Here is a 25,065-nt window from a genome sequence, read left to right on the forward strand (position 1 = left end):
GCCGCCGAGGACGACCGGGCCGCTGCGGATCGGCAACGCCTCCGGGTTCTACGGCGACCGCTTCGACGCCATGCGTGAGATGCTCACCGGCGGCCCCCTCGACGTCCTCACCGGGGACTACCTGGCCGAGCTGACCATGCTCATCCTCGGCCGGAGCCGGCTCAAGGACCCCACGCACGGGTACGCCACCACCTTCCTGCGCCAGCTCGAAGAGGGCCTCGGGCTCGCCCACGAGCGCGGGGTGAAGATCGTCACCAATGCCGGAGGACTCAATCCGGCAGGACTGGCCGACGCCGTAAGGGAGTTGGCGCAGAAGGTGGGGGTGCCCGTACGGGTCGCCCATGTGGAGGGCGACAGCCTCCCCGTACCCGAGGGCTTCCTCACCGCCAACGCCTACCTCGGCGGCGCGGGGATCGCCGCCTGCCTCACCGCGGGCGCCGATGTCGTCGTCACCGGACGGGTCACCGACGCCGCCCTCGTCACCGGGCCCGCCGCCGCCCACTTCGGCTGGGGACCCGACGACCACGACGCCCTCGCCGGGGCCGTCGTCGCCGGACACGTACTGGAGTGCGGAACCCAGGCCACCGGGGGGAATTACTCGTTCTTCCGGGGCCATGACCTGCACCGGCCCGGCTTCCCCGTCGCCGAGATCCATGCCGACGGATCGTCCGTCATCACCAAGCACGACGGCACGGGCGGCGTCGTCGACATCGGCACCGTCACCGCCCAGTTGCTGTACGAGACCGGCGGGGCCCGGTACGCCGGACCGGATGTCACCGCCAGACTCGACACCGTACGGCTGGCCCAGGAAGGCCCCGACCGGGTACGGGTCTCCGGCGTGCGCGGCGAGGCCCCGCCGCCCGCACTCAAAGTCGGACTCAACCGGCTCGGCGGCTGGCGCAACGAAGTCGTCTTCGTGCTCACCGGGCTCGACATCGAGGCCAAGGCACAGCTCGTCAAGGACCAGTTCGCGCAGGCACTCGACCGGTCCCGTACCCGCCCCGCGGAGGTTCGTTGGGAGTTGGCCCGGACCGACCGGGCCGACGCCGACACCGAGGAGAGGGCCTGCGCCCTGCTCCGGCTCGTCGTCCGCGACCAGGACCCGGAGGCCGTCGGACGCGCGGTCTCCGGCGCCGCGATCGAGCTCGCCCTCGGCAGCTATCCGGGTTTCCATGTCACCGCCCCGCCCGGAAAGGGCGCACCGTACGGGGTGTTCGAGGCACAGTACGTACCGGCCGACGAGGTCCCGCACGTGGCCGTCCTGCCGGACGGGCGGCGACTGAGCCTGGCACCTCCCGCGACGACACAGCCGCTCCGGGACGCCGGGGAACCGCCGCTCCCCGCACCCCTGCCGGACCCCGGCCCCACCCGGACCGCCCCGCTCGGCCGGGTCGCGGGTGCCCGCAGCGGTGACAAGGGCGGGGACGCCAACGTGGGGGTGTGGGCCGTCGGCGACGACGCCTGGCGGTGGCTGGCCCATGAGCTGACCGTCGAACGGTTCCGGGAGCTGCTGCCGGAGACCGCCGGCCTCACCGTCGTACGCCACCTCCTGCCGAACCTGCGCGCCCTGAACTTCACCGTCCACGGGCTGCTCGGCGAGGGCGTCGCCGCCCAGCGCCGGTTCGATCCGCAGGCCAAGGCGGTGGGGGAGTGGCTGCGCTCCCGGCACCTGCCCATTCCCGTATCGCTGCTGGAGACCGTCCACGCACCGGAGGTGAACGCATGACCGTCCTGCCCACCGGGCTCGACACCGCGAGCCCCGAATACGCCGCCAACCGCACGGCCATGCTCGCGAAACTCGACGAACTGGCCGACGAGCACACCAAGGCGCAGGCGGGCGGCGGCGAGAAGTACGTGGCGCGGCACCGCTCGCGCGGAAAGCTCCTGGCCCGCGAGCGGATCGAGCTGCTGATCGACGAGGACACCCCGTTCCTGGAGCTGTCGCCGCTCGCCGCCTGGGGGAGCGAGTACGCGATCGGCGCCTCGCTCATCACCGGGATCGGGGTGATCGAGGGCGTGGAGTGCCTGATCACCGCCAACGACCCGACCGTACGCGGCGGCGCCTCCAACCCCTGGACCCTGAAGAAGGCCCTGCGGGCGAACGAGATCGCCTTCGCCAACCGGCTGCCCTGCATCAGCCTCGTCGAGTCCGGGGGCGCCGATCTCCCCTCGCAGAAGGAGATCTTCATCCCGGGCGGGGCGCTGTTCCGCGACCTCACCCGGCTGTCGGCGGCCGGCATCCCGACCGTGGCCGTCGTCTTCGGGAACTCGACCGCCGGTGGGGCATACGTCCCCGGTATGTCCGACCACACCGTCATGATCAAGGAACGGTCCAAGGTGTTCCTCGGCGGACCGCCGCTGGTGAAGATGGCGACCGGCGAGGAGAGCGACGACGAATCGCTCGGCGGCGCCGAGATGCACGCCCGCACCTCCGGGCTCGCCGACCACTTCGCCGTCGACGAGCAGGACGCGCTGCGCCAGGCCCGCCGGATCGTCGCCCGTCTCAACTGGCGCAAGGCACACGCCGATCCGGGACCGGCCGAACCACCGAAGTACGACGAGGACGAGCTGATCGGCATCGTGCCCGGCGATCTGAAGGTGCCCTTCGACCCGCGCGAGGTCATCGCCCGGCTCGTCGACGGCTCCGACTTCGACGCGTTCAAGCCGCTGTACGGAACCAGCCTGGTGACCGGATGGGCCACGCTTCACGGCTATCCCGTCGGCATCCTCGCCAATGCGCAGGGCGTGCTGTTCAGCGAGGAGTCGCAGAAGGCCGCCCAGTTCATCCAGCTCGCCAACCAGCGCGACATCCCCCTGCTCTTCCTGCACAACACCACCGGCTACATGGTCGGCAAGGAGTACGAGCAGGGCGGCATCATCAAACACGGCGCGATGATGATCAACGCGGTGTCGAACTCCAAGGTCCCGCATCTGTCCGTGCTGATGGGCGCCTCGTACGGGGCCGGGCACTACGGCATGTGCGGACGGGCGTACGACCCGCGCTTCCTCTTCGCCTGGCCCAGCAGCAAGTCCGCCGTCATGGGGCCGCAGCAGCTCGCCGGGGTGCTGTCCATCGTCGCCCGCACCTCTGCCGCCGCGAAGGGGCAACCGTACGACGACAAGGCCGCCGAGGCGGACGCCGGGCTGCGCGCCATGGTCGAGCAGCAGATCGAGTCCGAGTCGCTGCCGATGTTCCTGTCCGGGCGGCTGTACGACGACGGGGTCATCGACCCGCGCGACACCAGGACCGTCCTCGGGATGTGCCTGTCCGCGATCCACACCGCCCCGGTCGAAGGCGCCCGCGGCGGCTTCGGAATCTTCCGGATGTGAGGCCACAGATGATCTCCACACTGCTCGTCGCCAACCGGGGCGAGATCGCCTGCCGGATCTTCCGCACCTGCCGCGCGCTCGGCATCGCCACCGTCGCCGTGTACTCCGACGCGGACGCCGACGCGCTCCACGTACGGGAGGCGGACACCGCCGTACGGCTGCCGGGCGCCGCCCCGGCCGACACCTATCTGCGCGGTGACCTCGTCGTACGCGCCGCGCTCGCGGCGGGCGCCGACGCCGTCCACCCCGGGTACGGCTTCCTCTCCGAGAACGCCGGATTCGCCAGGGCCGTGCAGGACGCCGGTCTCGTCTGGGTGGGGCCGCCGGTCAAGGCCATCGAGCTGATGGCGTCCAAGACCCGCGCCAAGGAGCTGATGGCCGCCGCCGGGGTGCCGCTCCTCGCCCCCGTCGACCCGGCACGGGCCCGCTGCTGCTCAAGGCGGCGGCGGGCGGCGGCGGACGCGGGATGCGGATCGTACGCGAACTCGCCGGATTGCCCGCCGAGTTGACGGCCGCGTCCGCCGAGGCGGCGTCCGCGTTCGGGGACGGCGAGGTCTTCGCCGAGCCGTACGTGGAACGAGGCCGGCACGTCGAGGTCCAGGTCATGGCCGACGGGCACGGCGGCATCTGGGCGCTCGGCACCCGCGACTGCTCGCTCCAGCGACGCCACCAGAAGGTCATCGAGGAAGCCCCCGCCCCCGGACTCGACGACGAGCTGCGGGACCGGCTGCACGACGCCGCCGTGGCCGCCGCGCACGCCGTCGGCTACCAGGGAGCGGGCACCGTCGAGTTCCTGCTCACCGCCGACGGACGCCCGTACTTCCTGGAGATGAACACCCGCCTCCAGGTCGAACACCCCGTCACCGAAGCGGTCTTCGGCCTCGACCTCGTCGCCCTCCAGCTGCGCATCGCCGAAGGCGAACCGCTGCCCACCACCGCACCCCCCGCACCGCACGGCCACGCCGTCGAGGCCCGCCTCTACGCCGAGGACCCCGCCCGCGACTGGCAGCCGCAGACCGGCGCACTGCACACCCTCGACGTGCCGACCGCACCCGGCCTGCGCCTCGACACCGGGTACACCGACGGCGACACCATCGGCGTCCACTACGACCCGATGCTCGCCAAGGTCATCGCCCACGCCCGCACCCGCACCGAAGCCGTACGCCTCCTCGCCCGCGCCCTGGAACGCGCCCGCATTCACGGCCCGGTCACCAACCGCGACCTGCTCGTACGGTCCCTGCGCCACCCCGACTTCCGCGCCGCCCGCCTCGACACCGGCTTCTACGACCGCCACCTGGACGCCCTCACCCCGGCCCCGGCCCCGGACGAAGCGGAACCGCGCCTCGCCGCCCTGGCCGCCGCCCTCGCCGACGCCGCCGCCCGGCAGCAGGCACCCGGCCCCGGCCCCGCCCGCTTCGGCGCCTGGCGCAACATCTCCTCCCAGCCCCGGACCAAGCGCTACCGCGCCGAACCCGACGGCACCGAGCACCAGGCCGCCTACCGCACCACCCGCACCGGCCCCGTCCCCGAAACCGGAGAACGGGTCATCGCCGCCCGGCCCGGCCGCGTCACCCTCGAAGCCGACGGCATCACCCGCCACTTCGACATCGCCGCCCACGGCGACAAGGCGTACGTGGACACCGCCACCGGCTCGTACACCTTCACCGCCCTGCCCCGCTTCACCGACCCCACCGACCGCACCGAACCCGGCTCGCTGCTCGCCCCCATGCCCGGCACCGTCGTCCGCATCGCGGACGGACTCGGGGCCGGGGCAAGCGTCGAAGCCGGGCAGCCACTGATCTGGCTGGAGGCGATGAAGATGGAACACCGCATCCTCGCCCCCGCCACCGGCACCCTCACCGCACTCCACGCCGCCCCCGGCCTCCAGGTGGAGGTCGGCGCCCTGCTCGCCGTCGTGCAAGACGTACAGGAGGAACCGAAGCAATGAGCACCGTCCTCGAAACCGAAGAGCACCAGGCCCTGCGCGCAGCCGTCGCCGCCCTCGGAAAGCGCTACGGGCGGGATTACACGACCTCCGTCGTACGCGACGGCGCCCACCCGCGCGAACTGTGGGCCGAAGCCGCCAAGCTCGGCTACCTCGGCGTGAACCTCCCCGAGGAGTACGGTGGCGGAGGTGGCGGCATGGCCGAACTCTCCATCGTCCTGGAGGAGTTGGGCACGGCCGGCAGTCCGCTGCTGATGATGGTGGTCTCCCCCGCGATCTGCGGCACCGTCATCGCCCGCTTCGGCACCGAAACCCAGAAACGGCAGTGGCTGCCCGGCCTCGCCGACGGCAGCCTCACCATGGCCTTCGGCATCACCGAACCCGACGCCGGATCCAACTCCCACCGCATCACCACCACCGCCCGCAAGGACGGCGAGGACTGGCTGCTCACCGGCCGCAAGGTCTTCGTCTCCGGCGTCGACATCGCCGACGCCACCCTCATCGTCGGCCGCACCGAGGACGCCCGGTCCGGCCGGCTCAAGCCCTGCCTCTTCATCGTCCCCCGCGACGCCCCGGGCTTCGGGCGCTCGCAGATCGACATGGAACTCCAGGCCCCGGAGAAGCAGTTCGAGCTGGTCCTCGACGACGTACGGCTACCCGCCGACGCCCTCGTGGGCGATGAGGACGCGGGACTGCTCCAGCTCTTCGCCGGGCTCAACCCCGAACGCATCATGACCGCCGCGTTCGGCATCGGCATGGGCCGCTACGCACTCGCCCGCGCCGTCGAGTACGCGAAGACCCGCCAGGTGTGGAAGGAACCCATTGGCTCCCACCAGGCCATCGCCCACCCCCTCGCCCAGGCCCACATCGAACTGGAACTGGCCCGGCTGATGATGCAGAAGGCCGCCCGGCTGTACGACGACGGCGACGACATCGGTGCCGGCGAGGCCGCCAACATGGCGAAGTACGCGGCCGGCGAAGCCTGCGTCAAAGCCGTGGACCAGGCCGTGCACACCCTCGGCGGCAACGGCCTCACCCGCGAATACGGTCTCGCGTCCCTGATCACGGCGGCCCGCGTCGCCCGGATAGCGCCCGTCAGCCGGGAAATGATCCTGAACTACGTGTCCCACCAGTCCCTGGGTCTCCCCAAGTCGTACTGACGCGGGACATTCCGTCTCTCCACGCCGCAGCTGCCCACCGCAGCTCCCGCCGCGTCCGAGAAGTCCCGCGACAAGGAGACCGACACATGACGCCGCTCGCCGAACCCACCCACGACCGGGGCATCACCACCCTCACCCTCGACTCACCGGCCAACCGCAACGCACTCTCCGCGCAACTGGTCGGCGAGCTCTCCACCGCCCTGGACGCGTGCGCGGCCGACGACACCGTACGAGCAGTCGTCCTCACCCACACCGGCAACACGTTCTGCGCGGGCGCCGACCTCACCGGACCGCCCGACCCGGCAGCCTTCGTCGCCCTGATGCGGCAGATCGTCGCACTGCCCAAGCCTGTCGTCGCCCGGGTCACGGGACACGTCCGGGCGGGCGGCCTCGGACTGCTCAGCGCCTGCGACATCTCCGTGGCCGGCCCCGGCGCCTCGTTCGCCCTCACCGAATCCCGGCTCGGCCTCGCCCCCGCCGTCATCTCCATGCCACTGCTGCCCCGCACCGACCCGCGCGCCGCCGCCCGCTACTACCTCACCGGCGAACGCTTCGACGCGACCGAAGCGGCCCGCATCTCCCTGATCACGATCGCCGTCGGGTCCGCCGAGGACATCGACAAGACACTCGTACCCGTACTGGACGGACTGCGCAGGGCCTCACCACAGGGGCTGGCAGCATCGAAGGAGCTGGTCACAGCTACTGTGCGGATGAGTTTCGACCAGTACGCCGAAGACCTCATCGCCCGCTCGGCAGCACTCTTCGCCTCCGCCGAGGCACGGGAAGGGATGACGGCCTTCCTCGAACGACGGGACCCCGCATGGGTGTTGTGACGCCCCCCACCGACAGGACCCCCAAGCAGGACCGCAGCCGCGCCACCCGCCGGCGACTCCTCGAAGCCGCGGTCGCCTGCCTCGCCGAACACGGCTGGGCGGGCTCCACCGTCTCCGTCGTCGCCGAACGCGCAGGCGTCTCGCGCGGCGCCGCCCAGCACCACTTCCCGACCCGCGAGGACCTGTTCACCGCAGCCGTCGAATACGTCGCCGAAGAACGCTCCGCCGCCCTGCGCGCCCTGCCCGTCCAGGGCCGCACGGCCGTCGTCGCCGCCCTCGTCGACCTCTACACGGGCCCGCTCTTCCGTGCCGCACTCCAGCTCTGGGTCGCCGCGTCCAACGAGGAACAGCTCCGCCCCCGCGTCACCGAACTCGAAGCCCGCGTCGGCCGCGAGACCCACCGCATCGCCGTCGAACTCCTCACCGCCGACGAAACCAGGCCCGGCGTACGCGAAACCGTCCAGGGCCTCCTCGACATGGCCCGCGGCCTGGGCCTGGCCAACGTACTCACCGACGACACCGCCCGGCGTCAGAGGGTCGTGGCACAGTGGGCGGCACTGCTGGACGACGTACTCAACTGACCCCGGGGGACCTGTGGGCGACTACTTCCAGACGATCGTCGACCTCGACGCCACCGAGCAGGACGCCGCACGACTCGGCGCCGGGCTCCTCGACTGGCTGATCGCCGACGGAATCGTCAGCGCCGAGCGCACCGACTGCGTCCTCGACAACGACGGCTACGGCAACGCACCCGGTCCGGACTACGCCAAGGCCGTCGACGACCCGGAACCGGTCGAGCTGTGGAGCAACGGCCTCCACGTCGCGACCGGACGCACCGTCTTCGACAGCGGCCAGGGCGAGGCGGGAGCTGCCACCTGCCCGCTCTGCGTCACCGAGATCCGCCTCGTCGACGACACCTGGTGCCCCGTCGACAGCGCCTGGGCCCCGTTCGCGGGTCGGCTCGACGCCTGGGCGAACGGCGGCGAAGGCGTCGTGGAGTGCCCCTCCTGCCGCCGGCCCTCCGGCATCGACCGCTGGAGCTGGGAGGACGACTACTACGCCTGTGGACAGCTCGGCCTCACCTTCTGGAACTGGGCGGAGCTGACCTACGGCTTCGAACAGGAGGTGCGGCGCCGCCTCGGCGGACACCGCACCGTCACCCTCCGCGGCAAGCTCTAGACGTACGGACAAGCAGGCCGGGCGAGACCCCGCGGACCTGTCCGGGGCACTGCTTCCGGATCACCCAGGGCGCTCGCGGGGCACCGGGACCGTCAGTTCCCCAGATCCGTGATCTGCTCGTACCCCTCGATCTCCCGGGGATCACGCGCCCCCGGCCCGACATACCTCGCCGACGGCCGCACCAGCCGCCCCGTCCGCTTCTGCTCCAGAATGTGCGCCGACCAGCCCGCTGTACGCGCACACGTGAACATCGACGTGAACATGTGCGCCGGAACCTCCGCGAAGTCCAGCATGATCGCCGCCCAGAACTCCACGTTCGTCGCCAGCACCCGGTCCGGGCGACGCGCGTGCAACTCCTCCAACGCTGCCTTCTCCAGCGCCTGAGCCACCTCGAACCGCGGCGCGCCCAGCTCCTTCGCTGTACGCCGCAGCACCCGCGCCCGCGGGTCCTCCGCCCGGTAGACCCGGTGCCCGAAGCCCATCAGCCGCTCACCCTTGTCCAGGGCCTTCCTCACATACGCGGTCGCGTCGCCGGTCCGCTCGATCTCCTCGATCATGCCGAGGACCCGGGACGGCGCACCACCGTGCAGCGGCCCCGACATCGCACCCACCGCACCCGAAAGCGCCGCCGCCACATCGGCGCCGGTCGACGCGATGACGCGGGCGGTGAACGTGGAGGCGTTCATGCCGTGCTCGGCGGCCGACGTCCAGTACGCGTCCACGGCCTTGACGTGCTTGGGGTCCGGCTCACCGCGCCAGCGGATCATGAACCGCTCGACCACGGACTGCGCCTTGTCGATCTCGCTCTGCGGAACCATCGGCAGCCCCTGCCCACGCGCCGACTGGGCGACGTACGACAACGCCATCACCGCGGCCCGGGCCAGATCGTTGCGCGCCGTCTCCGCGTCGATGTCGAGCAGCGGCTTCAGGCCCCACACGGGAGCGAGCATCGCCAGCGCGGACTGCACATCGACCCGGATGTCCCCGGAGTGCACCGGGATCGGGAACGGCTCGGCCGGTGGCAGACCCGGGTTGAACGCCCCGTCGACCAGCAGACCCCAGACATTTCCGAACGACACATGGCCGACGAGATCCTCGATGTCGACACCGCGGTAACGGAGCGAACCGCCTTCCTTGTCCGGTTCGGCGATCTCCGTCTCGAACGCGATGACTCCCTCTAGTCCCGGTACGAAGTCGGACATGGCGGCTCCCTCGGTCGGCGGCTGTACGGAGGCCACAGTGGCCTGCCCCAAGATATTGGCGGGTTCCCACGACGCGGGGAAGCGTGACATCCGGCACAGCTTCCCGATTCACCGGTGACGGATTGAAGCCCCTCCTTGCCGGGCGGACTCGGCCGCTGCGGCAGGATGACCCCGTGCCCACCGCAGACTCCCCCTCCGATTCCACCACCGATCCGGCCGCGATGCGCGAGCAGTACCGCTCCAAGGCCTTCACCGAGGACACGCTGGCCGCCGACCCGATGCAGCAGTTCGCCCACTGGTTCAGGCAGGTAGCCGTGGGCGGGGTGCTTCACGAGCCCAACGCCATGGTGGTCTCCACCGCCACCCCCGAGGGCCGTCCGTCCTCACGCACGGTGCTGCTGAAGAAGTACGACGAACGCGGCTTCGTCTTCTTCACCAACTACGAATCCCGCAAGGGCCGCGAACTGACCGCCAACCCGTACGTCTCGCTGCTCTTCCCCTGGCACCCGATGGCCCGCCAGGTCGTCGTCACCGGCACGGCGGCCCGCGTCGGCCGCGAAGAGACGGTCGCCTACTTCCGCACCCGCCCCCACGGCTCCCAGCTGGGCGCCTGGGCGAGCGCCCAGTCGACGGTGATCGGCTCCCGCGACGAGCTGATCGAACGCTACGAGGAACTGGCTGCCCGCTACCCGGAGGGCGAGCATGTCCCCGCGCCCCCTCAGTGGGGCGGCTTCCGCGTGGTCCCCGACACGATCGAGTTCTGGCAGGGCCACGCGAACCGGCTGCACGACCGGCTGAGGTATGTACGCGAGGGCGAGAAGTGGCGCGTCGAGCGCCTGTGTCCGTAGAAAACCGTTCCAGTCACGCAGAAACCCGCAGGCTCTGGTCCCTCCTTGCGGAGGAGCCGGCCGGACTTACCGGCGAGCCTGCGGGTCGGTGACTGCTTGGGTTTCGGCAGACAGCCTGCCGAGGTGCACTGTGTGCGACGACGGGCTGTCAGCCCGCAGCCACCTCACGAATCCGATAAGACTGCACTTTTCGGATCACCTCCTTTCATTCGCTGGCAACAGCCTAGGAACCCTCGGAGAATGTCTCAACCTATTTATTCGGTGGCTTCCTGCCGGTAGCTGTACGCGTATCCGTCGGCACGCTGCAGCAGCCGCAGGCGCACGCGGGACACGGTGCAGCGGCCCACAGGCGTGCTCAGGCCGGGTCATGGTCGAGCCGCTGGATCTCTCGCAGCGCCCCGGACTCGCGCGATCCCGGACATGCAGCTTGAGCTGGGGCTGGTGCAATCCAACGCCGTTTCCTGGAACCGAAGTTGCTGAGACAGAACCCGGACACTCACAGGATCATTTCAGGATCGACGCGGCCCTAGTGTCATCGGTGTCAGCAGGAAACACTGCAACCGACACCCGCTGGAGATCATGATGCGTTCGCGTCTCGCCGCCCGTTCCGCCCGTCTCGTCCTGGCCGCCGCGGCCGTGACGGCCCTCGCCGCCACCACCACCGCCTGCGACCCCGACGACGTCGCGGACGCCGGCAGCTCCACGGCCCCCTCCGCCGTCGCCTCCGCCGGCAGCGGCGGGAGCGACAGCACCTCCAGCGACAGCCCCTCCACCAGCGGCTCCGGCACAGGCGGCTCCGGCTCCAGCGGCTCCGGTTCCAGCGGCTCCACCGACAAGGCCGGCGACTCCGGCGGCGGCAAGAAGGGCGGCTACGGGCAGTCCTGCGGCACCAACGACCTGGACTTCACGGTCACCTCGGAGTCCCAGGCCGGCGGCTACTACCTCGTCACCGCCAAGGCCAAGTCCGGCATCACCTGCTACCTGGAGATCAACACCCCCAGCGTGTCCTTCGGCTCCGGCGCCGACGGCGTCGCCTCCCCCGTCGGACAGGGTGGCGAAGACCCCATCAAGCTCACCGGCTCCGCCGTCGCATACACCGGTATCAGCCCCAAGACCACCAACAGCAATGCCGGCAAGGAGTTCGAGCACGTCATCATCGCCACCACCGACGACGATCCCAACCCCGCCGAACTCAAGCTCCCCGACACCGCCGAAGTCGACAAGCCCATCGTCACCAACTGGGCCACCAACCGCGCCGAGGCCGTCCCCGTCATCGTCTGACACCTCCACGCCGGGCAACCGCCCCACTCCACTCCACGCTCGTCCCGGACCCCGACGTGTCGTCCCGGCAATCGCAGCGCCCCCTCGCCTTCACAGATCCGCAGTCGTCGCCCGAGCACGCCCCGAACGTCCTGGGCGCCGTCATTGCCCGTACACATCTGCGGAGGCTTGAGCGGCCGGATTCCGCGCCGGATGGGAGTGGATTTCAGCGAAGTCGGTGTGCGCTGGGTCACGTTCGAGTTCAATGGTCTGACGTGCGGTAATGCCGGATACGTCCTGCGGGGGGTACGGGATGAGTGCGTCCACGAGCAGTGGGACGACCGACGCGCTCGAGCCCGAGAAGGGGCCGAGGGCGGGGCCCGGGGCCGAGCTGCTCGCGGCGCTGCTCGACGGGATGGATGCGGCGCTCTGCGCGTTCGACGCGGACGGCACCATCACCCACTGGAACCGTGAGGCCGAGCGGATTCTGGGCTGGTCCGCCGAGGAGGCCGTGGGCCGGCCCGGGTTCGCCGGGTGGGCGGTGCGGCGGGCGGACGCGGCGGAGGTGCAGGAGCGGCTGATGGCGGCCATGGACGGTGCCGGTCGCCGGGTGCATGAGTTCGCGCTGCTGCGCAAGGACGGCGGGCGGGTGCTCGTGCGGACGCAGTCGGCGGGGGTCCGGGGTGCGGACGGGAAGCCGGCCGGGGTGTACTGCGCGTTCGGGGAGGTGCAGGCGCAGATCGACCTGGAGCGGTCGATCGCGCTGAGCGAGGCGCTGTTGGAGGACGCGTCGTGGGGTGTGGTGCTCGTCGACGCCGATCTGCGCCCGACGGTCGTCAACACGCACGCGGCACGGGCGCTGGGCGGCGGGCGTACGACGCTGCTGGGGCGCCCGCTGGGGGAGTTGATCGCGCAGGGCGTCGAGGATCTGGAGGGTGCCCTGCAGCACGTACTCGCCGAGGGCGCGCCACCGGCGCTCGGCGAGCTGTGGGTGACGTTGCGGACGGCGGAGGGGGACCGGCGGCGTTGCTGGCGCAGTGGCTTTTTGCGGCTGACGTCGCCGCTCGCGCAGGAGCCGGTTCCGTTGGGGGTCGGCTGGCTGTTCCAGGACGTGACCACGGAGAAGCTGGCAGCGCAGGAGGCGGACCGGGTGCGGTTCCGCTCGAACCAGCTGCACCGGGCTTCGAGGTCGGCGTCCGAGTGCGAGGATCCGATGGAGGCGGCGACGTCCTATCTGGACTACGCGCTCGCGGGCTTCGCCGACCATGCGCTGGTCGACCTGGTGGCGGGGGAGCGGCTGGTGCGGGTGGCGGCGACCCCGTCCGGTGAGCCGGGTCCGTGCCTGCCGGTGGCCGGCGGTGGGATTCCGCTGCGGTACGCGGCGGGGCACCCGGCTCTTCAGGCGGTGGACCGTACGGGTTCGGTACGGGCCAGCGCGGGGGCGGGACCCGGGGCCGGGGCGTGGGCGGCCGAACGGCAGTGGCCGGGGGATTCGGTGCACGCGTTGTGCGCGGTGCTGCGGAGCAGGGGGCGGACGCTGGGCGTGGTGACGTTCCTGCGCTCCGCCCACCGCACGGCCTTCGAACGCCCCGACGCGGTGTACGCGGAGAGCGTGGCGGTGCGGGTAGCGGCAGCGGTGGACCTGGCGCAGGTGACGAAGCGGCCGTAGGCGACGCGGTCCGGCCAGGGGTGTGCCGGGCCCCGTCGCGGAGCCCGGCACCGGACCCGGCCGGGGCCCGTCCTCACGCCGCGTGCAGCGCCAGCGTCGGTGAGAGACGGGACGCCCGCACCGCCGGGTAGAGGCCCGCGATCGTGCCGATCACCAGCGTCGCGCCGAAGCCGCCGCCGACCGCCCACGGCGGCACCACCCAGGGCAGCCCGCCGGAGTACGCGTACACCCCGGTCGCCGCCGCACCGAGCGCCACGCCCGCCAGGCCGCCCAGGCCGGAGAGCATCAGCGACTCCGTGACGAACTGGATGCGGATCTGGCCCCGGGTCGCGCCGAGCGAGCGGCGCAGCCCGATCTCGTACCGCCGCTCCAGCACCGAGATGATCATGGTGTTGGCGACCCCGACGCCGCCGACGAGCAGCGCGATGCCGCCCAGGCCCAGCAGCATGCTGCTGAACGCCCCTTCGGTCGCCGCCTTGGCCTGGAGTGCCGCCGACGGGTCGGTGACCTTTACGTTCTGCGGGTTCTGCGGGTCGACCGTCGCCGCCATGACCTTGCGCACGTCCTGCACCGCCGCGTCGGCCGAGCGCTCGTACACCGACGTCGGGTGGCCCTCGAAGCCCAGCAGGCGCTTCGCACCCTCCCAGCCGACCAGTGCGGAGCGTTCGATCTCCGGGGCGAGCGGCAGTGGGGCGAGGATGCCGACCACGGTGAAGTACCGGTTGCCGATCCACACCTGCCGGCCCGGAGCGGTGATGCCGAGACGCTCCGCGGAGACATGGCCGAGCACGACGGAGGGGTAGCGTCCGGTCGCATTGTTGAGCCAGCTCCCGCTGTGGACCTCGCCGCGCAGTACCCGCAGCAGGTCGCCGGTGGTCGCCTTGACGACGATCCCGCCGGTGTCGTCCTTGTCGATCTTCTCGTTGCGGCGTGCGGTCGTGTCGAGGTCGGCGGTCGCGCCCACCTCCTGGACGCCCTTGATGCGGCCCACCATCCCGACCGCGTCCTCGGGCAGCTCGACGTCCTGCCCGGCGAACATCGAATCGCCGGGGGAGGCCACGAGCAGGTTGGTGCCCAGCTTGTCGAGCTCCCGGAGCAGCTGGGCCTGGCTGGAGGCGGAGATGCCCACCACCGAGATCATCGTCGCGATGCCGATGGCGATGCCCAGGGCGGAGAGTACGACCCGCATCGGCCGGCTGCGCAGCCCCGCCGAGCCGACGTGCAGTACGTCCCGGGGGCCGAGCCGGGCCGCTTTCAGCCGCCCCCGGCCTCGGCCGGCGGAGTCGCGGTCCGCCCGCCGCGCCCTCACTGGTCCGCTCCCGTCGTGGCTGGGGAGCGGCCGTTTCCGGATCCATCGCGCACATCCGTGGATGGATCGCGCATGCCCGTGGACGTATCGCGTACGTCCGCGGACGGATTGCGTACGTCCGCGACCACCTGGCCGTCCCGGATGCGCACCTCGCGCGGCAGGTCCCGTGCGATCTCGGTGTCGTGCGTGATGACCGCGATGGTGGCGCCCTCCCGGTTGAGGTCGCGCAGCAGCTTCATCACCGCTTCCCCGGACGCCGAGTCGAGTGCCCCGGTCGGTTCGTCGGCCAGCAGCAGCGCGGGTTCCCCCACGACGGCCCGCGCGATGGCGACCCGCTGCTTCTGTCCGCCGGAGAGCTGGTGCGGCTTGTGGTCGAGGCGGTCGGCGAGCCCGACCCGCTCCAGCGCTTCGGCGGCCCTGCGGCGGCGTACGGCACGGGACAGGCCCGAGTACAGCAGGCCCTCCGCGACGTTGTCGCGGGCGCTGACGCCCGGCACCAGGTGGAACGCCTGGAAGACGAAGCCGACGTGCTGGGCACGCAGCGCGGAGAGCCTGCGGTCGGAGAGCGCCGCCACGTCGTGCCCCGCGATGTGGACGGACCCGGCGGTGGGGCGGTCCAGGGTGCCGATGATGTGCAGCAGCGTGGACTTGCCGGAGCCGGACGGGCCGACGATGCCGAGGAGTTCGCCCTCCTCGACGGTGAGGTCCACCCCGCGCAGGGCGGCGACCGGGCCCGGGTACTCCTTGGTGACGGCCCTGAGGCCGACGACCGTGCTCATATCTTCGGCACCCCGACCTTCATGCCCTCGCGCAGCCCGCCGCCGGACACCTCGACCCGGCCCTCGGCGAACATGCCGAGTTCGACCTTCACGTCGCGGACCGTGCCGCCCTGGACGACCTGGAGGCCGAAGCCGCCGCCGGGCAGCGCGAGCAGCGCGTTCACCGGGACGCTGAGGACATCCTTGTGCAGCTCGCCGTTCAGGTTCACCGTGACCGGCGCCTGGTCGAAGCCGCCGACCTTGTCCGGCTTGTCGAAGGAGACGGTCAGAGAGACCTTGGGGCTGTTGTCCTGCGGGTCCTTGCCGGGCTTCGCCGTCCGGCCGACCGAGGAGACCGACCCGGCCGCGCGGCTGCCGTCCGGCAGATCGACGGTGACCTTGGTGCCCGCCTTGGCGAGCTGGGTCTCGGCGACGTCGAGCTCGAACGTCACGATGCGCTCGGAGCCGGTCGTGGTGAGGACCGGAGCGCCGGGCTGGGCCAGTTCGCCGACGGCCGCCTCGACGCTCTTGATCCGGACCTCCCCCGGGGAGAAGGCGATGTCCTGCGGCCCCACCGTTCCGGTCCGCTCGCTGTCGTGGGACTTCTGCCAGCGCTTGACGGCGGCCGCGGTCAGCTCGGTGTACTCGTCGTCCGGGGTGAAGCCGGTGTAGCCGAGCTCCGCGAGATTGCGCTCCAGCTGCTCCACGTCCCGGCCGCGGTCGCCCGGCTTCATCGTCCGGTACATCGGCCCCGAGCCGTACATCAGCCATACCGGCCGGCCGTCGACCTCGTACAGCCGCTCGTTCCGCTTGACGGTCGAGCCGGTGCGCGGGGTCCAGGTCATGGTGCCCCCCGCGCCCGCGTTGACCTTGCGCTGCTTGTCGTAGCCGAGCGTGCCGTCCGCCTGGGCGCTGTCGCGCAGGTCGCGGCGCTCGACCGCGGCGGTGGCCGGGGGCAGCCCGGTGTTCCTCGGGCCGCCCGTCTCCCCGGCGGAGCCGAACTGGGTGAGAGCCAGTGACCCGGCCGCCACGGCGAGCACCGCCGCGGCGGCCACCATGACGCGTCCGTGCCTCACCGCCCGGCGCTTTCGCACGCCGCGTTGGCCTTCTCGAACTTCTTCATGTCCTTCTGTATGTCCTTCTGCTGTATGGCGGGCGCCTGCGCGATCCCGCCCTCGAACTTCGGGTCGGGCATGTCGATGCCGTGCTTGCGCATGCACCGGGCGAAGGCGAGCATCTTGTCCTTCTGGGCCTGGGTCATCTCCTTGGCCCCGCCGACCGATTTGTCCTGGCAGGCCTTGAGCGCCTTCTCCATCTCCTGCTTGCTCTTGCCGTCGCCCTTGATGGTCATTCCGTGGCCGTCCTCGCCCGGCTTCGGCTCCGCGACGTCCAGGCCCTGCTCCCGCAGGCACTTGCGGTGCTCCAGGGCCTGGTCCTCGGCCGTCTTCTTGGTGCTCGAAGCAGAGCCGCCGCTCTTGGTTCCGCTTCCGCTTCCGCCGCCGTCGCCGTCGCCCGAGCAGGCGGTGGCAGACAGGACGACGGCGGCGGCCATCAGGCAGGCGGCGACGACGCTGCGGCTCTGTGTGCGGGAGGTGGTCCGGCGGGAAATGGTCGGGTTCATGAGGACTCCTCGTCCGTTGCTGACAGGCCGGGTACGAACGGCTTGAGCGTGCACGAGGTCGCGGTTTCGTTTCTCTCAGCCCGGATGCTTACACCGACGAAACATCGCTTTGGGTTACACAGGACTCATGCGTGTGCTGGTGGTGGAGGACGAGGAATTCCTGGCGGGGATGATCGCCGAGGGGCTGCGCCGCGACGCCGTCGCGGTGGACATCGCCCCCGACGGCCGGGCGGCGCTGGACCGGCTTCGGTTCGGCGCGTACGACGTGATGATCCTCGACCGCGATCTGCCGGGGCTGCACGGCGACGAGGTGTGCCGGCGGGTCGTCGGCATGCGCCTGCTGACCCGGATCCTGATGCTCACCGCGTCCGGGACGGTACGGGACCGGGTGGCCGGCCTCGGGCTCGGCGCCGACGACTACCTGACCAAGCCGTTCGCGTACGACGAACTCCTCGCCCGGGTCCTGGCGCTCGGCCGCCGTGCCCGCCCCGCTCTCCCGCCGGTCCTGGAGCGGGCCGGGCTGACGCTCGACACCGCCCGCCGCCAGGTCTGCCGCGACGGCCGCTACCTCTCGCTCTCCCGCAAGGAGTTTGCCGTGCTGGAGACCCTGCTGCGGGCCGAGGGCGCGGTCGTCAGCGGCGACGACCTGATCGAGGAGGTGTGGGAGGAGGACACCAGCTACCACACCAACGCGGTCCGGGTCACCCTGTCCAAGCTCCGCGCCAAACTGGGCGCGCCCCCGGTGATCGAGACGGTCCCGGGGGCCGGCTACCGCATCGGGGACGGCCCCGCGGACGGGCCGGGGCACCACGGCCCCGCGACCGGACCGGTGAGCGGGCCGGCGGACCAGCCGGACGACGGCTCCGTGAACCGGCCGGGGGAGAGCCGGTGAGGAGCGAGCGCGCCCGGCTCACCGCGCTGTACGGCGGACTGCTGGTGCTGGCCGGCGCCCTGCTGATGGGGCTGGTCTACCTGCTGGTCAGCGAGCGCCTCTACGCCACTGTGCTCACTGCGGTGGCCCCGGCGGTCCCCGACGGGGCCGGCCCCGCCATCCGGTCGGGCGTGGCCTCCGCGCCCCAGCCGCCGACGGACTGGGCGCAGACCGTGGTCATGGAACCCGGGCAGTACGCGGTGGCGAAGAGGGTCACCACCGCGGCCGGGGACGCCGCGCTCAACCAACTGCTGACGGTCTCCGGGGTCTCCCTCGCCGTCTACTCGGCGCTCTCCGTCGCGCTCGCCTGGTGGATGGCGGGCCGGGTGCTGCGGCCGGTCGGCGTCATCACCGCCCGCGCCCGCCGGCTCTCCGGCAGCAACCTGCACGAACGCCTCGCGCTGAAGGCCCCGCCCGGCGAGCTCAAGGAACTGGCCGACACCTTCGACGGGATGCTCGACCGGATCGAGGAGCTGGTCGCCGCCCGGCAGCGGTTCGCCGCCAACGCCGCCCACGAGCTGCGCACCCCGCTCGCCGTGCAGCGGGCCGCGGCCGAGATCGGCCTCGCCGACGACCCGCCGCCCGAGAAGGTCGCCTGGATCCGGGACAAGCTCATCGACACCGCCGCCGACAGCGAGCAGCTCATCGAGGGTCTGCTGCTCCTCGCGGTCTGTGACGAGGGCCTGCGGCGGCGCGAACGGGTCGGACTGGACGCGACCGCGTCCACGGTGACCGAGGCGCTGGAGCCGGAGGCGAAGAACCGTTCCATCACCGTCGAGGCGGAGGTCCGGCCGCTGTCGGTCGAGGGCGACCCGGTCCTGCTGGGCCATCTCGTGCACAACCTGGTCGCCAACGCGCTGCGCCACAACCACCCCGGCGGGACGGTGCGGGTCCGGGTGGGGCCGGGCGGTCTGGAGGTCGCCAACACCGGGCCGGTGGTGGACCCGGCGACCGTGCCGCTGCTGTTCGAGCCGTTCCGCCGGGCGCAGGCCCGCCGCCATGCCCCCGGTGAGGGGGCCGGTCTGGGGCTCTCCATCGTGGCGTCGATCGCGAGGGCGCACGGCGGCGAGGCGAGTGCGACGGCGAACCCGGGCGGCGGACTGACGGTCCGGGTCGTGCTGCCGACGTGCCCGTAGCGGGGCGGCAGGCGGCCCGGCGCGATCAGCGGCGGTAGAAGATCCGGTCCCGGTACTCCGTCATCACGCGCCCGTTCCACTCGTGACCGCCGTCGACGTTCCCCGACCGCAGCATCGGCGGCTCGATCCCCCGCGCCACGAGCTGCTCCGCGGCGGCGGCCATCATCGCCTGCATCACCGCACTGGTGACAACCGTCGACGCGGGTGCGAACGGTGCCTCGATCCCGTCGGCGGTCAGTTCCGCGTCACCGATGGAGATCTTGCTGTCGAGCACGATGTCGCAGTGGTCCCGCAGGAAGCCGCCCGAGCTGTGCCGGGACCGGGTGCCGTCCGCGTACGCCACCGAAGTGACGCCGATGACCTTCAGGCCGAGCGCCCGCGCATTCATCGCCATCTCCACCGGAAGCGCGTTGCGCCCGGAGAGCGAGATGATCACGAGGACGTCGCCCGCCTCGGCGGGGCTGGAGTCGAGCACCGCGCCCGCCAGCCCGTCGACCCGCTCCAGGGCCGAGCCGAGGGTCGCCGGCATGACGTCGACGCCGACCGCCCCCGGCACGGCCAGCAGGTTCATCAGGGCGAGCCCGCCCGCCCGGTAGACGACATCCTGCGCGGCGAGCGAGGAGTGCCCGGCGCCGAAGGCGAAGAGCCTGCCGCCCGCGGCGACGGTGTCGGCGATCGCGGCACCGGCGGCCGCGATGTTGCCGGACTCCTCGTCGCGTACGCGCTCCAGCAGGCCGATCGCTGCATCGAAGAACTGACCGGCCAGCTTGCTGTCGCTCATCGAGGAGGCCCTTTCCGGCGGGGAGAATGGTCCGTGGGGTGTCCGTGCCGCGGATCACGTTGCGGTCCGGACCAGTGGCCTGTCAATAGCGCCCACGCCGCTCCGCCGCACAGCGCTCGGCCGGCGCGGCACGGTTGTCGGTGGTATGCGTCAGAATTGGGGCAGGGCCAGCGCACAGCGCTTACGACGTTTTCATGTCACAGCATCGAGGGGCACGAATGTCCGGACTGATCGACACCACGGAGATGTATCTCCGCACCATCCTCGAACTCGAAGAGGAAGGCGTGGTCCCCATGCGCGCCCGGATTGCGGAACGGCTGGACCAGAGCGGTCCGACGGTCAGCCAGACGGTGGCGCGCATGGAGCGCGACGGCCTGGTGCAGGTCGCGGGCGACCGCCACCTGGAGCTGACCGACGAGGGGCGTCGCCTCGCGACCCGCGTCATGCGCAAGCACCGGCTCGCCGAGTGCCTGCTCGTCGACGTGATCGGCCTGGAGTGGGAGCAGGTCCACGCCGAGGCATGCCGCTGGGAGCACGTGATGAGCGAGGCCGTGGAGCGGCGGGTGCTGGAGCTGCTGCGCCACCCGACGGAGTCCCCGTACGGGAATCCGATCCCAGGCCTGGAGGAGCTGGGCGAGAAGGCCGAGGCCGACCCGTTCCTCGACGAGGGCATGGTGAGCCTGTCGGAGCTCGACCCGGGTACCGAGGGCAAGACGGTGGTCGTGCGCCGGATCGGTGAGCCGATCCAGACGGACGCCCAGTTGATGTACACGCTGCGGCGGGCGGGTGTTCAGCCCGGTTCCGTGGTCAGCGTGACCCAGTCGCCCGGCGGGGTGCTGGTCGGCAGCAGTGGCGAGGCGGCGGAGCTGGGCGCCGAGATCGCCTCGCATGTGTTCGTGGCCAAGCGCTGACGGCCGCCGCGACGTGCACCCATGCGCGCCCGACCGAGTGCCGGCAGGGCGCTGAAGCGCAACGTCCGCTTTCCGTTTTTCCGCCCGGAAGTGCAGCGCCCGGACGGATCCCGTGCCAGGCTGTGGCTGAGGCATACCTGAGAGTGTCGGCCATCTGGTCGCGCGGCCGGGGAGGGAGCAGGCGCATGCACCCGTCGTACTGGCATGTCCGGCACGTCCGGCACGCGCACCGGAAGGTCGTTGCCGCGGTCCCGGCCGCCCACGATCCGCACCCGGCTGCCTGCGGGTCGCGCCCGGCCGTCCATGAAGCCCATGCCACCGCCCGCGGTACCCATGCCACCGCCCACGAAGGTTTTTTGGCGCCGGCCGCCCCCGAACGATCGCTCCCCGAACGGCAGAGGGCCCCGGCGCCTTGCGGCGCCGGGGCCTGCCCTCCCCTGTTTCGGCCTGGAGCCCCGAGCTCTCAAGGCCGATCCCCACGAGCCCTCATCCCCGAGTGGCCCGCCTCCCGGAGAAGATCTCCCCTCCGAGGCCGCCGTCAATCCTTGGAGCCGGTCACTCGAACGAGGGGTGTTGGGTGCCGGAACCCAGTTTTCGAATAGAGGTTCGATAGTCTGGCGTGACGCGACCACACGGTGATCGAGCGGTGATCGAGCGGTGATCGAGGACCAGAAGGGGGTGCCAGAACATATGGTGCGGCGCATCGATGTGACCGGGACCGACGGCGTACGCCTCGCGGCCTGGGAGTTCGCCGACCCGCCCAAAGGGCGCACGGAGGGCGAACGCGCCCCCGGGGTCTTATTGCTCCACGGTTTGATGGGCCGGGCCTCCCACTGGGCCTCGACCACCCGCTGGCTCGCCGAGCGGCACCGCGCCGTCGGCCTCGACCAGCGAGGGCACGGCCGCAGCGAGAAGCCGGCCGAAGGCCCGTACACCCGTGAGGCGTACGTCGCCGACGCCGAGGCGGCGATCGAACAGCTCGGCCTCGCCCCCGTCACCCTCGTCGGGCATTCGATGGGAGCGCTCACCGCCTGGCAGCTCGCCGCGAAGCGCCCCGATCTCGTCCGCGCCCTGGTCATCTGCGACATGCGGGCCTCCGCGCTCGGGGCGGCCTCGCAGCGGGAGTGGGAGGACTGGTTCAAGTCCTGGCCGGTGCCGTTCGCGACGCTCTCCGACGTACGGAAGTGGTTCGGCGAGGACGACCCCTGGGTGGAGCGGCCCAACCCCGCCCGCGGCGAATTCTTCGCCGAGGTGATGGCCGAGCGGGCCGACGGCTGGCGCCCCGTCTTCTCCCGCCGCCAGATGCTCCAGTCGCGCGCGACGTGGGTGTTCGACGCGCACTGGGAGGAGCTGGCGCAGGTCCGGTGCCCGGCCCTGGTGCTCCGCGGCCTCGACGGCGAGCTGGGCCGGGCGGAGGCCCAGGAGATGGTCCGCGTACTGCCGCGCGGGCAGTACGCGGAGGTGGCCGACGCCGGCCATCTCGTCCACTACGACCAGCCGGAGGGCTGGCGAGCGGCGGTCGAACCCTTCCTGGAGCAGTTCGCCGAGGACCCCCAGGGCGACCGCGAGCCCGTTTCCTCTTGAGGCCGACCGGCACATGGGGGCGCCGCCCCCCATGTGCCGGCCGGTCCAGGAGAGACAGGCCCTGCGCGGGAAGCTCTCAGCCCTTGCTGACCGCCGCCAGGATCTCCGGGAGCCGGTTCGCCGTTCGGGGAGCGGCGAGCCGTAGCCCCGCCCAGGAGATCAGCGCTCCGTACACCGCCCCCGCGGGCAGCAGCAGCCACAGCCACTGCTCCATGTCGGCGACATGCAGCCAGATCGTCACCGTGATCACGGGTGCGCAGAGCAGCGCCGCCGAGATCATGCCGCCGAAGATCGAGATCCAGGCGAGCCCGGCCTGCCCCGGTGCCACGTTCTTGAACGCCCCGTCCTGCGGGATCGAGTACGGGAAGTTCGCCGACGCCACCGCACCCGTCGCCAGCATCGCGCCCAGCATGGCGAACGACAGGCCCATGACCTCCGGCAGCGCCTCCCAGTCGCCGAGCACCGCCGCCGTCACCACGGTCACCACAATCGTGTACGGCAGCGTGATCAGCAGCAATGCCAGCGCCCGCGCCCGCAGTTCGAGGTACGCGTCCCGGGTGGAGGAGATGGTCAGCGCCACCATCCAGAACGCGGAGGTGTCCTGCCCGAACTGGTTGTACATCTGCATGCCGAGCATCCCGGCGGCGAAGCAGGCGAAGTAGAGAGAGCCGGTGCCCTGCAACGCGTTGAGCATCGGCACGATCAGCCCGATCGCCAGCGCCGTGACCCAGGCGGCCTTGGTCTTCGGGTCGCGTGCGATGTACCGCAGACTGCGCTCCATCACGGGGCCCGTACGCCCCTGGGGCAGCAGTGCGGAGAGTTTGGAGCCGCCCTTGCCGGCCTTCTCGCGGTTCGGCTCGGCAGCCGCCAGGGTCGAACCGTCCGGGGCCGTCATCAGCTTCACCAGGCTCCGCTGCCACAGCCACAACAGCGCGAGCAGCGCCGCCACGGACAGCAGCAGCTGTACGGCGGCCTGCCCGTACGAGCCCTGCGACGCCGAGTCGACCGCCCCGATCGCCGAGGCGGGCGGCAGCCAGCGCACCACATCCGCGACCGGATCGAGGGCGGAGAGCCCGCCCGCCCGGCCGAGCCGTTGCGCACCGAAGTTGACGACCTGGAAGCCCACCGCGATCAAGAGTCCGCTGAGCACCGCGAGATCGCGGCCCTTGCGCGATGTCAGCAGCCGGGTGTTGGCCGTGGCCACGGCCCGCGTCAGCGCGACGCACACCAGCAGCGTGAGCGGCGCGGCCACCACGGCGAACACCGCACCGGCCGCCCCCTGCGCCACCGCGATCACCGAGCCGGCCGTCAGACAGAGCGTGAACAGCGGACCGATCCCGACCAGCGACGCCATCAGCAGCGCAGCGATCAGCGGGCGCGGCCGCAACGGCAGCATCACGAGACGGCTCGGGTCGAGGGTTTCGTCACCGCTGGGGAAGAACAGCGGCATCACGGTCCAGCCGACCGCCAGCAACCCGGCCAGCAGGACGACGAGGGAGCCGGCATGGGCGTTCCCGCGCAGCGCGATCAGTGCGATCAGCTGGCCCGCGGCGATCAGCAGGGCGAGGACGAGGGAGGCGATGTACGCGGCCCGTCGGCCGGCCGACTGCCGCAGCCCGTTGCGCAGCAGGGTGAGCTTGAGCCGTACGAAGACGGGGACGAGCCCCTCGCCACCGCTCGTGCTGTCCCGGCCGGGGGCGGCTCCCACAGGGGCGTCGAGCACGCTCATCGGTCGCCGCCCAGCCAGTCCAGGGACTCGCCGGTGGTCCGGGAGCCCGCGCCGACGAGTTCGAGGAAGGCGTTCTGCAGCGAGGACGCCTCGCCGCGCACCTGGGCCAGGGTGCCCTGGGCCCGGATCGTGCCGGCGGCCATGACGGCCACCCAGTCGCAGAGGGACTCCACGAGCTCCATCACATGACTGGAGAAGACGACGGTCGCCCCCGAGCGGGTGTACCGCTCCAGAACCTCGCGGATGGTCTGTGCCGACACCGGGTCGACGCCCTCGAACGGCTCGTCCAGGAAGAGTACTTCGGGGTTGTGCAGCAGCGCGGCGGCGAGTCCGATCTTCTTCCGCATGCCGGTCGAGTAGTCGACGACCAGCTTGTGCTGGGAGCCCGCCAGATCGAGTACATCGAGCAGCTGGGTGGCCCGTTTGTCGACCTCGGCGCCCGGCAGCCCGCGCAATCTTCCGGTGTACGCGAGGAGTTCGCGCCCCGAGAGGCGTTCGAAGAGTCGCAGCCCCTCCGGGAGCACACCGATCCTGGACTTCACCTCGACCGGATCGCGCCACACGTCGTGGCCGCCGACCTCGATCAGTCCCTGGTCGGGGCGGAGTAGTCCGGTGACCATCGACAGAGTGGTGGTCTTGCCTGCTCCGTTGGGGCCCACGAGACCGATGAACTTGCCTGCGGGCAGCTCCAGATCGATCCCGGCGACCGCGGTCTGCTCGCCGAACCGCTTCCACAGCCCCTGTACGCGAACGGCGGGCGGCGCCGTCGGAGCTCCGCCCGCCTCTCCCGCTTCTCCCGCCCGCACTGCTCTGTCGGTCTCTGTCCGGTCCTGCATGATGTAAGCCTTTCGGTGTCCCCGTGTACGGGGACAGCCTACG

21 protein-coding genes and 1 pseudogene are annotated in these 25,065 nt (G+C 71.5%); 14 read left to right on the top strand and 8 right to left on the bottom strand.

The annotated features are described in order from the left end of the window. The first annotated feature begins 22 nt into the window (after positions 1-22). From IEZ15_RS05720 to IEZ15_RS05750, 7 genes and pseudogenes are all read left to right on the top strand, one after another. Positions 23-1,726 carry an acyclic terpene utilization AtuA family protein gene (locus IEZ15_RS05720; protein ID WP_268250357.1) on the top strand — a complete coding sequence of 568 codons (1,704 nt, stop codon included), beginning with the start codon at positions 23-25 and terminating at the stop codon, positions 1,724-1,726. Continuing rightward, positions 1,723-3,330, top strand: coding sequence for an acyl-CoA carboxylase subunit beta (locus IEZ15_RS05725; protein ID WP_189274767.1), 1,608 nt, complete (start codon positions 1,723-1,725; stop codon positions 3,328-3,330). The genes IEZ15_RS05720 and IEZ15_RS05725 overlap by 4 nt, the downstream gene beginning before the upstream one ends. Before the next feature lie 8 nt (positions 3,331-3,338). Then, positions 3,339-5,278 (top strand): annotated as a pseudogene (locus tag IEZ15_RS05730) (acetyl/propionyl/methylcrotonyl-CoA carboxylase subunit alpha). Further along, positions 5,275-6,435, top strand: coding sequence for an acyl-CoA dehydrogenase family protein (locus tag IEZ15_RS05735; RefSeq protein ID WP_189274768.1), 1,161 nt, complete (start codon positions 5,275-5,277; stop codon positions 6,433-6,435). Before IEZ15_RS05730 ends, IEZ15_RS05735 begins: the two are co-directional and overlap by 4 nt. An 86-nt stretch (positions 6,436-6,521) precedes the next feature. Further along, the gene (locus IEZ15_RS05740; protein ID WP_189274771.1) at positions 6,522-7,268 is read left to right on the top strand and encodes an enoyl-CoA hydratase family protein; all 747 of its coding nucleotides are present in this window, start codon (positions 6,522-6,524) and stop codon (positions 7,266-7,268) included. After that, a complete protein-coding gene (locus IEZ15_RS05745) occupies positions 7,256-7,849 on the top strand; it encodes a TetR/AcrR family transcriptional regulator (RefSeq protein ID WP_189274773.1) in 594 nt (197 codons plus the stop codon). Before IEZ15_RS05740 ends, IEZ15_RS05745 begins: the two co-directional genes overlap by 13 nt. 13 nt (positions 7,850-7,862) lie before the next feature. After that, positions 7,863-8,447, top strand: coding sequence for a hypothetical protein (locus IEZ15_RS05750; RefSeq protein ID WP_189274775.1), 585 nt, complete (start codon positions 7,863-7,865; stop codon positions 8,445-8,447). A gap of 92 nt (positions 8,448-8,539) precedes the next feature. Here the strand turns inward: IEZ15_RS05750 and IEZ15_RS05755 are convergent, their stop codons facing one another. Further along, a complete protein-coding gene (locus IEZ15_RS05755; RefSeq protein ID WP_114245946.1) occupies positions 8,540-9,649 on the bottom strand; it encodes a citrate synthase 2 in 1,110 nt (369 codons plus the stop codon). A gap of 221 nt (positions 9,650-9,870) precedes the next feature. On the opposite strand from IEZ15_RS05755, the gene pdxH reads away from it, so the two are divergent. The 3 genes from pdxH (at position 9,871) to IEZ15_RS05770 (ending at position 13,426) form a co-directional block, all read left to right on the top strand. Then, positions 9,871-10,497: a pyridoxamine 5'-phosphate oxidase gene (gene pdxH, locus IEZ15_RS05760; RefSeq protein ID WP_189275336.1), complete on the top strand. Its 627-nt coding sequence runs from the start codon at positions 9,871-9,873 to the stop codon at positions 10,495-10,497. A 582-nt stretch (positions 10,498-11,079) separates the two neighbouring features. Continuing rightward, the gene (locus IEZ15_RS05765; protein WP_189275337.1) at positions 11,080-11,778 is read left to right on the top strand and encodes a DUF4232 domain-containing protein; all 699 of its coding nucleotides are present in this window, start codon (positions 11,080-11,082) and stop codon (positions 11,776-11,778) included. A 292-nt stretch (positions 11,779-12,070) separates the two neighbouring features. Then, positions 12,071-13,426, top strand: coding sequence for a PAS domain-containing protein (locus tag IEZ15_RS05770; RefSeq protein ID WP_114245947.1), 1,356 nt, complete (start codon positions 12,071-12,073; stop codon positions 13,424-13,426). Between the two features lie 73 nt (positions 13,427-13,499). Here the strand turns inward: IEZ15_RS05770 and IEZ15_RS05775 are convergent, their stop codons facing one another. Genes IEZ15_RS05775 through IEZ15_RS05790 form a run of 4 tightly spaced genes read right to left on the bottom strand, consistent with a single transcriptional unit; the run spans position 13,500 to position 17,114 of the window. Then, positions 13,500-14,735 carry an ABC transporter permease gene (locus tag IEZ15_RS05775; RefSeq protein WP_189274777.1) on the bottom strand — a complete coding sequence of 412 codons (1,236 nt, stop codon included), beginning with the start codon at positions 14,733-14,735 and terminating at the stop codon, positions 13,500-13,502. Continuing rightward, the gene (locus IEZ15_RS05780) at positions 14,732-15,514 is read right to left on the bottom strand and encodes an ABC transporter ATP-binding protein (protein ID WP_229845758.1); all 783 of its coding nucleotides are present in this window, start codon (positions 15,512-15,514) and stop codon (positions 14,732-14,734) included. Before IEZ15_RS05780 ends, IEZ15_RS05775 begins: the two co-directional genes overlap by 4 nt. Then, positions 15,511-16,551 (bottom strand): efflux RND transporter periplasmic adaptor subunit, encoded by a 1,041-nt coding sequence (locus IEZ15_RS05785; protein ID WP_189274779.1) that lies wholly within the window; start codon positions 16,549-16,551, stop codon positions 15,511-15,513. The genes IEZ15_RS05780 and IEZ15_RS05785 overlap by 4 nt, the downstream gene beginning before the upstream one ends. 14 nt (positions 16,552-16,565) lie before the next feature. Continuing rightward, positions 16,566-17,114, bottom strand: coding sequence for a hypothetical protein (locus tag IEZ15_RS05790; RefSeq protein WP_114245950.1), 549 nt, complete (start codon positions 17,112-17,114; stop codon positions 16,566-16,568). A gap of 127 nt (positions 17,115-17,241) precedes the next feature. On the opposite strand from IEZ15_RS05790, the gene IEZ15_RS05795 reads away from it, so the two are divergent. Further along, entirely contained in the window at positions 17,242-18,006 is a 765-nt protein-coding gene (locus tag IEZ15_RS05795) for a response regulator transcription factor (RefSeq protein ID WP_114245951.1), read from the top strand. Beyond that, positions 18,003-19,181 (top strand): sensor histidine kinase, encoded by a 1,179-nt coding sequence (locus IEZ15_RS05800; protein ID WP_189274782.1) that lies wholly within the window; start codon positions 18,003-18,005, stop codon positions 19,179-19,181. Before IEZ15_RS05795 ends, IEZ15_RS05800 begins: the two co-directional genes overlap by 4 nt. Positions 19,182-19,206: 25 nt before the next feature. Here IEZ15_RS05800 and IEZ15_RS05805 read toward each other — a convergent pair whose 3' ends face one another. Further along, on the bottom strand, positions 19,207-19,962 hold the full coding sequence (locus tag IEZ15_RS05805) for an SIS domain-containing protein (protein ID WP_189274784.1): 756 nt from the start codon (positions 19,960-19,962) through the stop codon (positions 19,207-19,209). Positions 19,963-20,180: 218 nt separating this feature from the next. Here IEZ15_RS05805 and IEZ15_RS05810 point away from each other — a divergent pair, with 218 nt between their 5' ends. Both IEZ15_RS05810 and IEZ15_RS05815 read left to right on the top strand, forming a co-directional pair. Next, complete coding sequence (locus tag IEZ15_RS05810) at positions 20,181-20,873, top strand: iron-dependent transcriptional repressor DtxR (RefSeq protein ID WP_114245954.1); 693 nt, start codon at positions 20,181-20,183, stop codon at positions 20,871-20,873. Between the two features lie 690 nt (positions 20,874-21,563). Further along, a complete protein-coding gene (locus tag IEZ15_RS05815) occupies positions 21,564-22,457 on the top strand; it encodes an alpha/beta fold hydrolase (protein WP_189275339.1) in 894 nt (297 codons plus the stop codon). A gap of 76 nt (positions 22,458-22,533) precedes the next feature. Here the strand turns inward: IEZ15_RS05815 and IEZ15_RS05820 are convergent, their stop codons facing one another. Together IEZ15_RS05820 and IEZ15_RS05825 are read right to left on the bottom strand one after the other, a co-directional pair. Further along, entirely contained in the window at positions 22,534-24,186 is a 1,653-nt protein-coding gene (locus IEZ15_RS05820; RefSeq protein ID WP_189274786.1) for a transporter, read from the bottom strand. Beyond that, a complete protein-coding gene (locus IEZ15_RS05825) occupies positions 24,183-25,022 on the bottom strand; it encodes an ABC transporter ATP-binding protein (protein WP_229845759.1) in 840 nt (279 codons plus the stop codon). The genes IEZ15_RS05820 and IEZ15_RS05825 overlap by 4 nt, the downstream gene beginning before the upstream one ends. Positions 25,023-25,065 lie beyond the last annotated feature (43 nt).

Origin of the sequence: Streptomyces atratus, assembly GCF_014648655.1 — a bacterium.
Taxonomy (GTDB): Bacteria; Actinomycetota; Actinomycetes; order Streptomycetales; family Streptomycetaceae; genus Streptomyces; species Streptomyces atratus.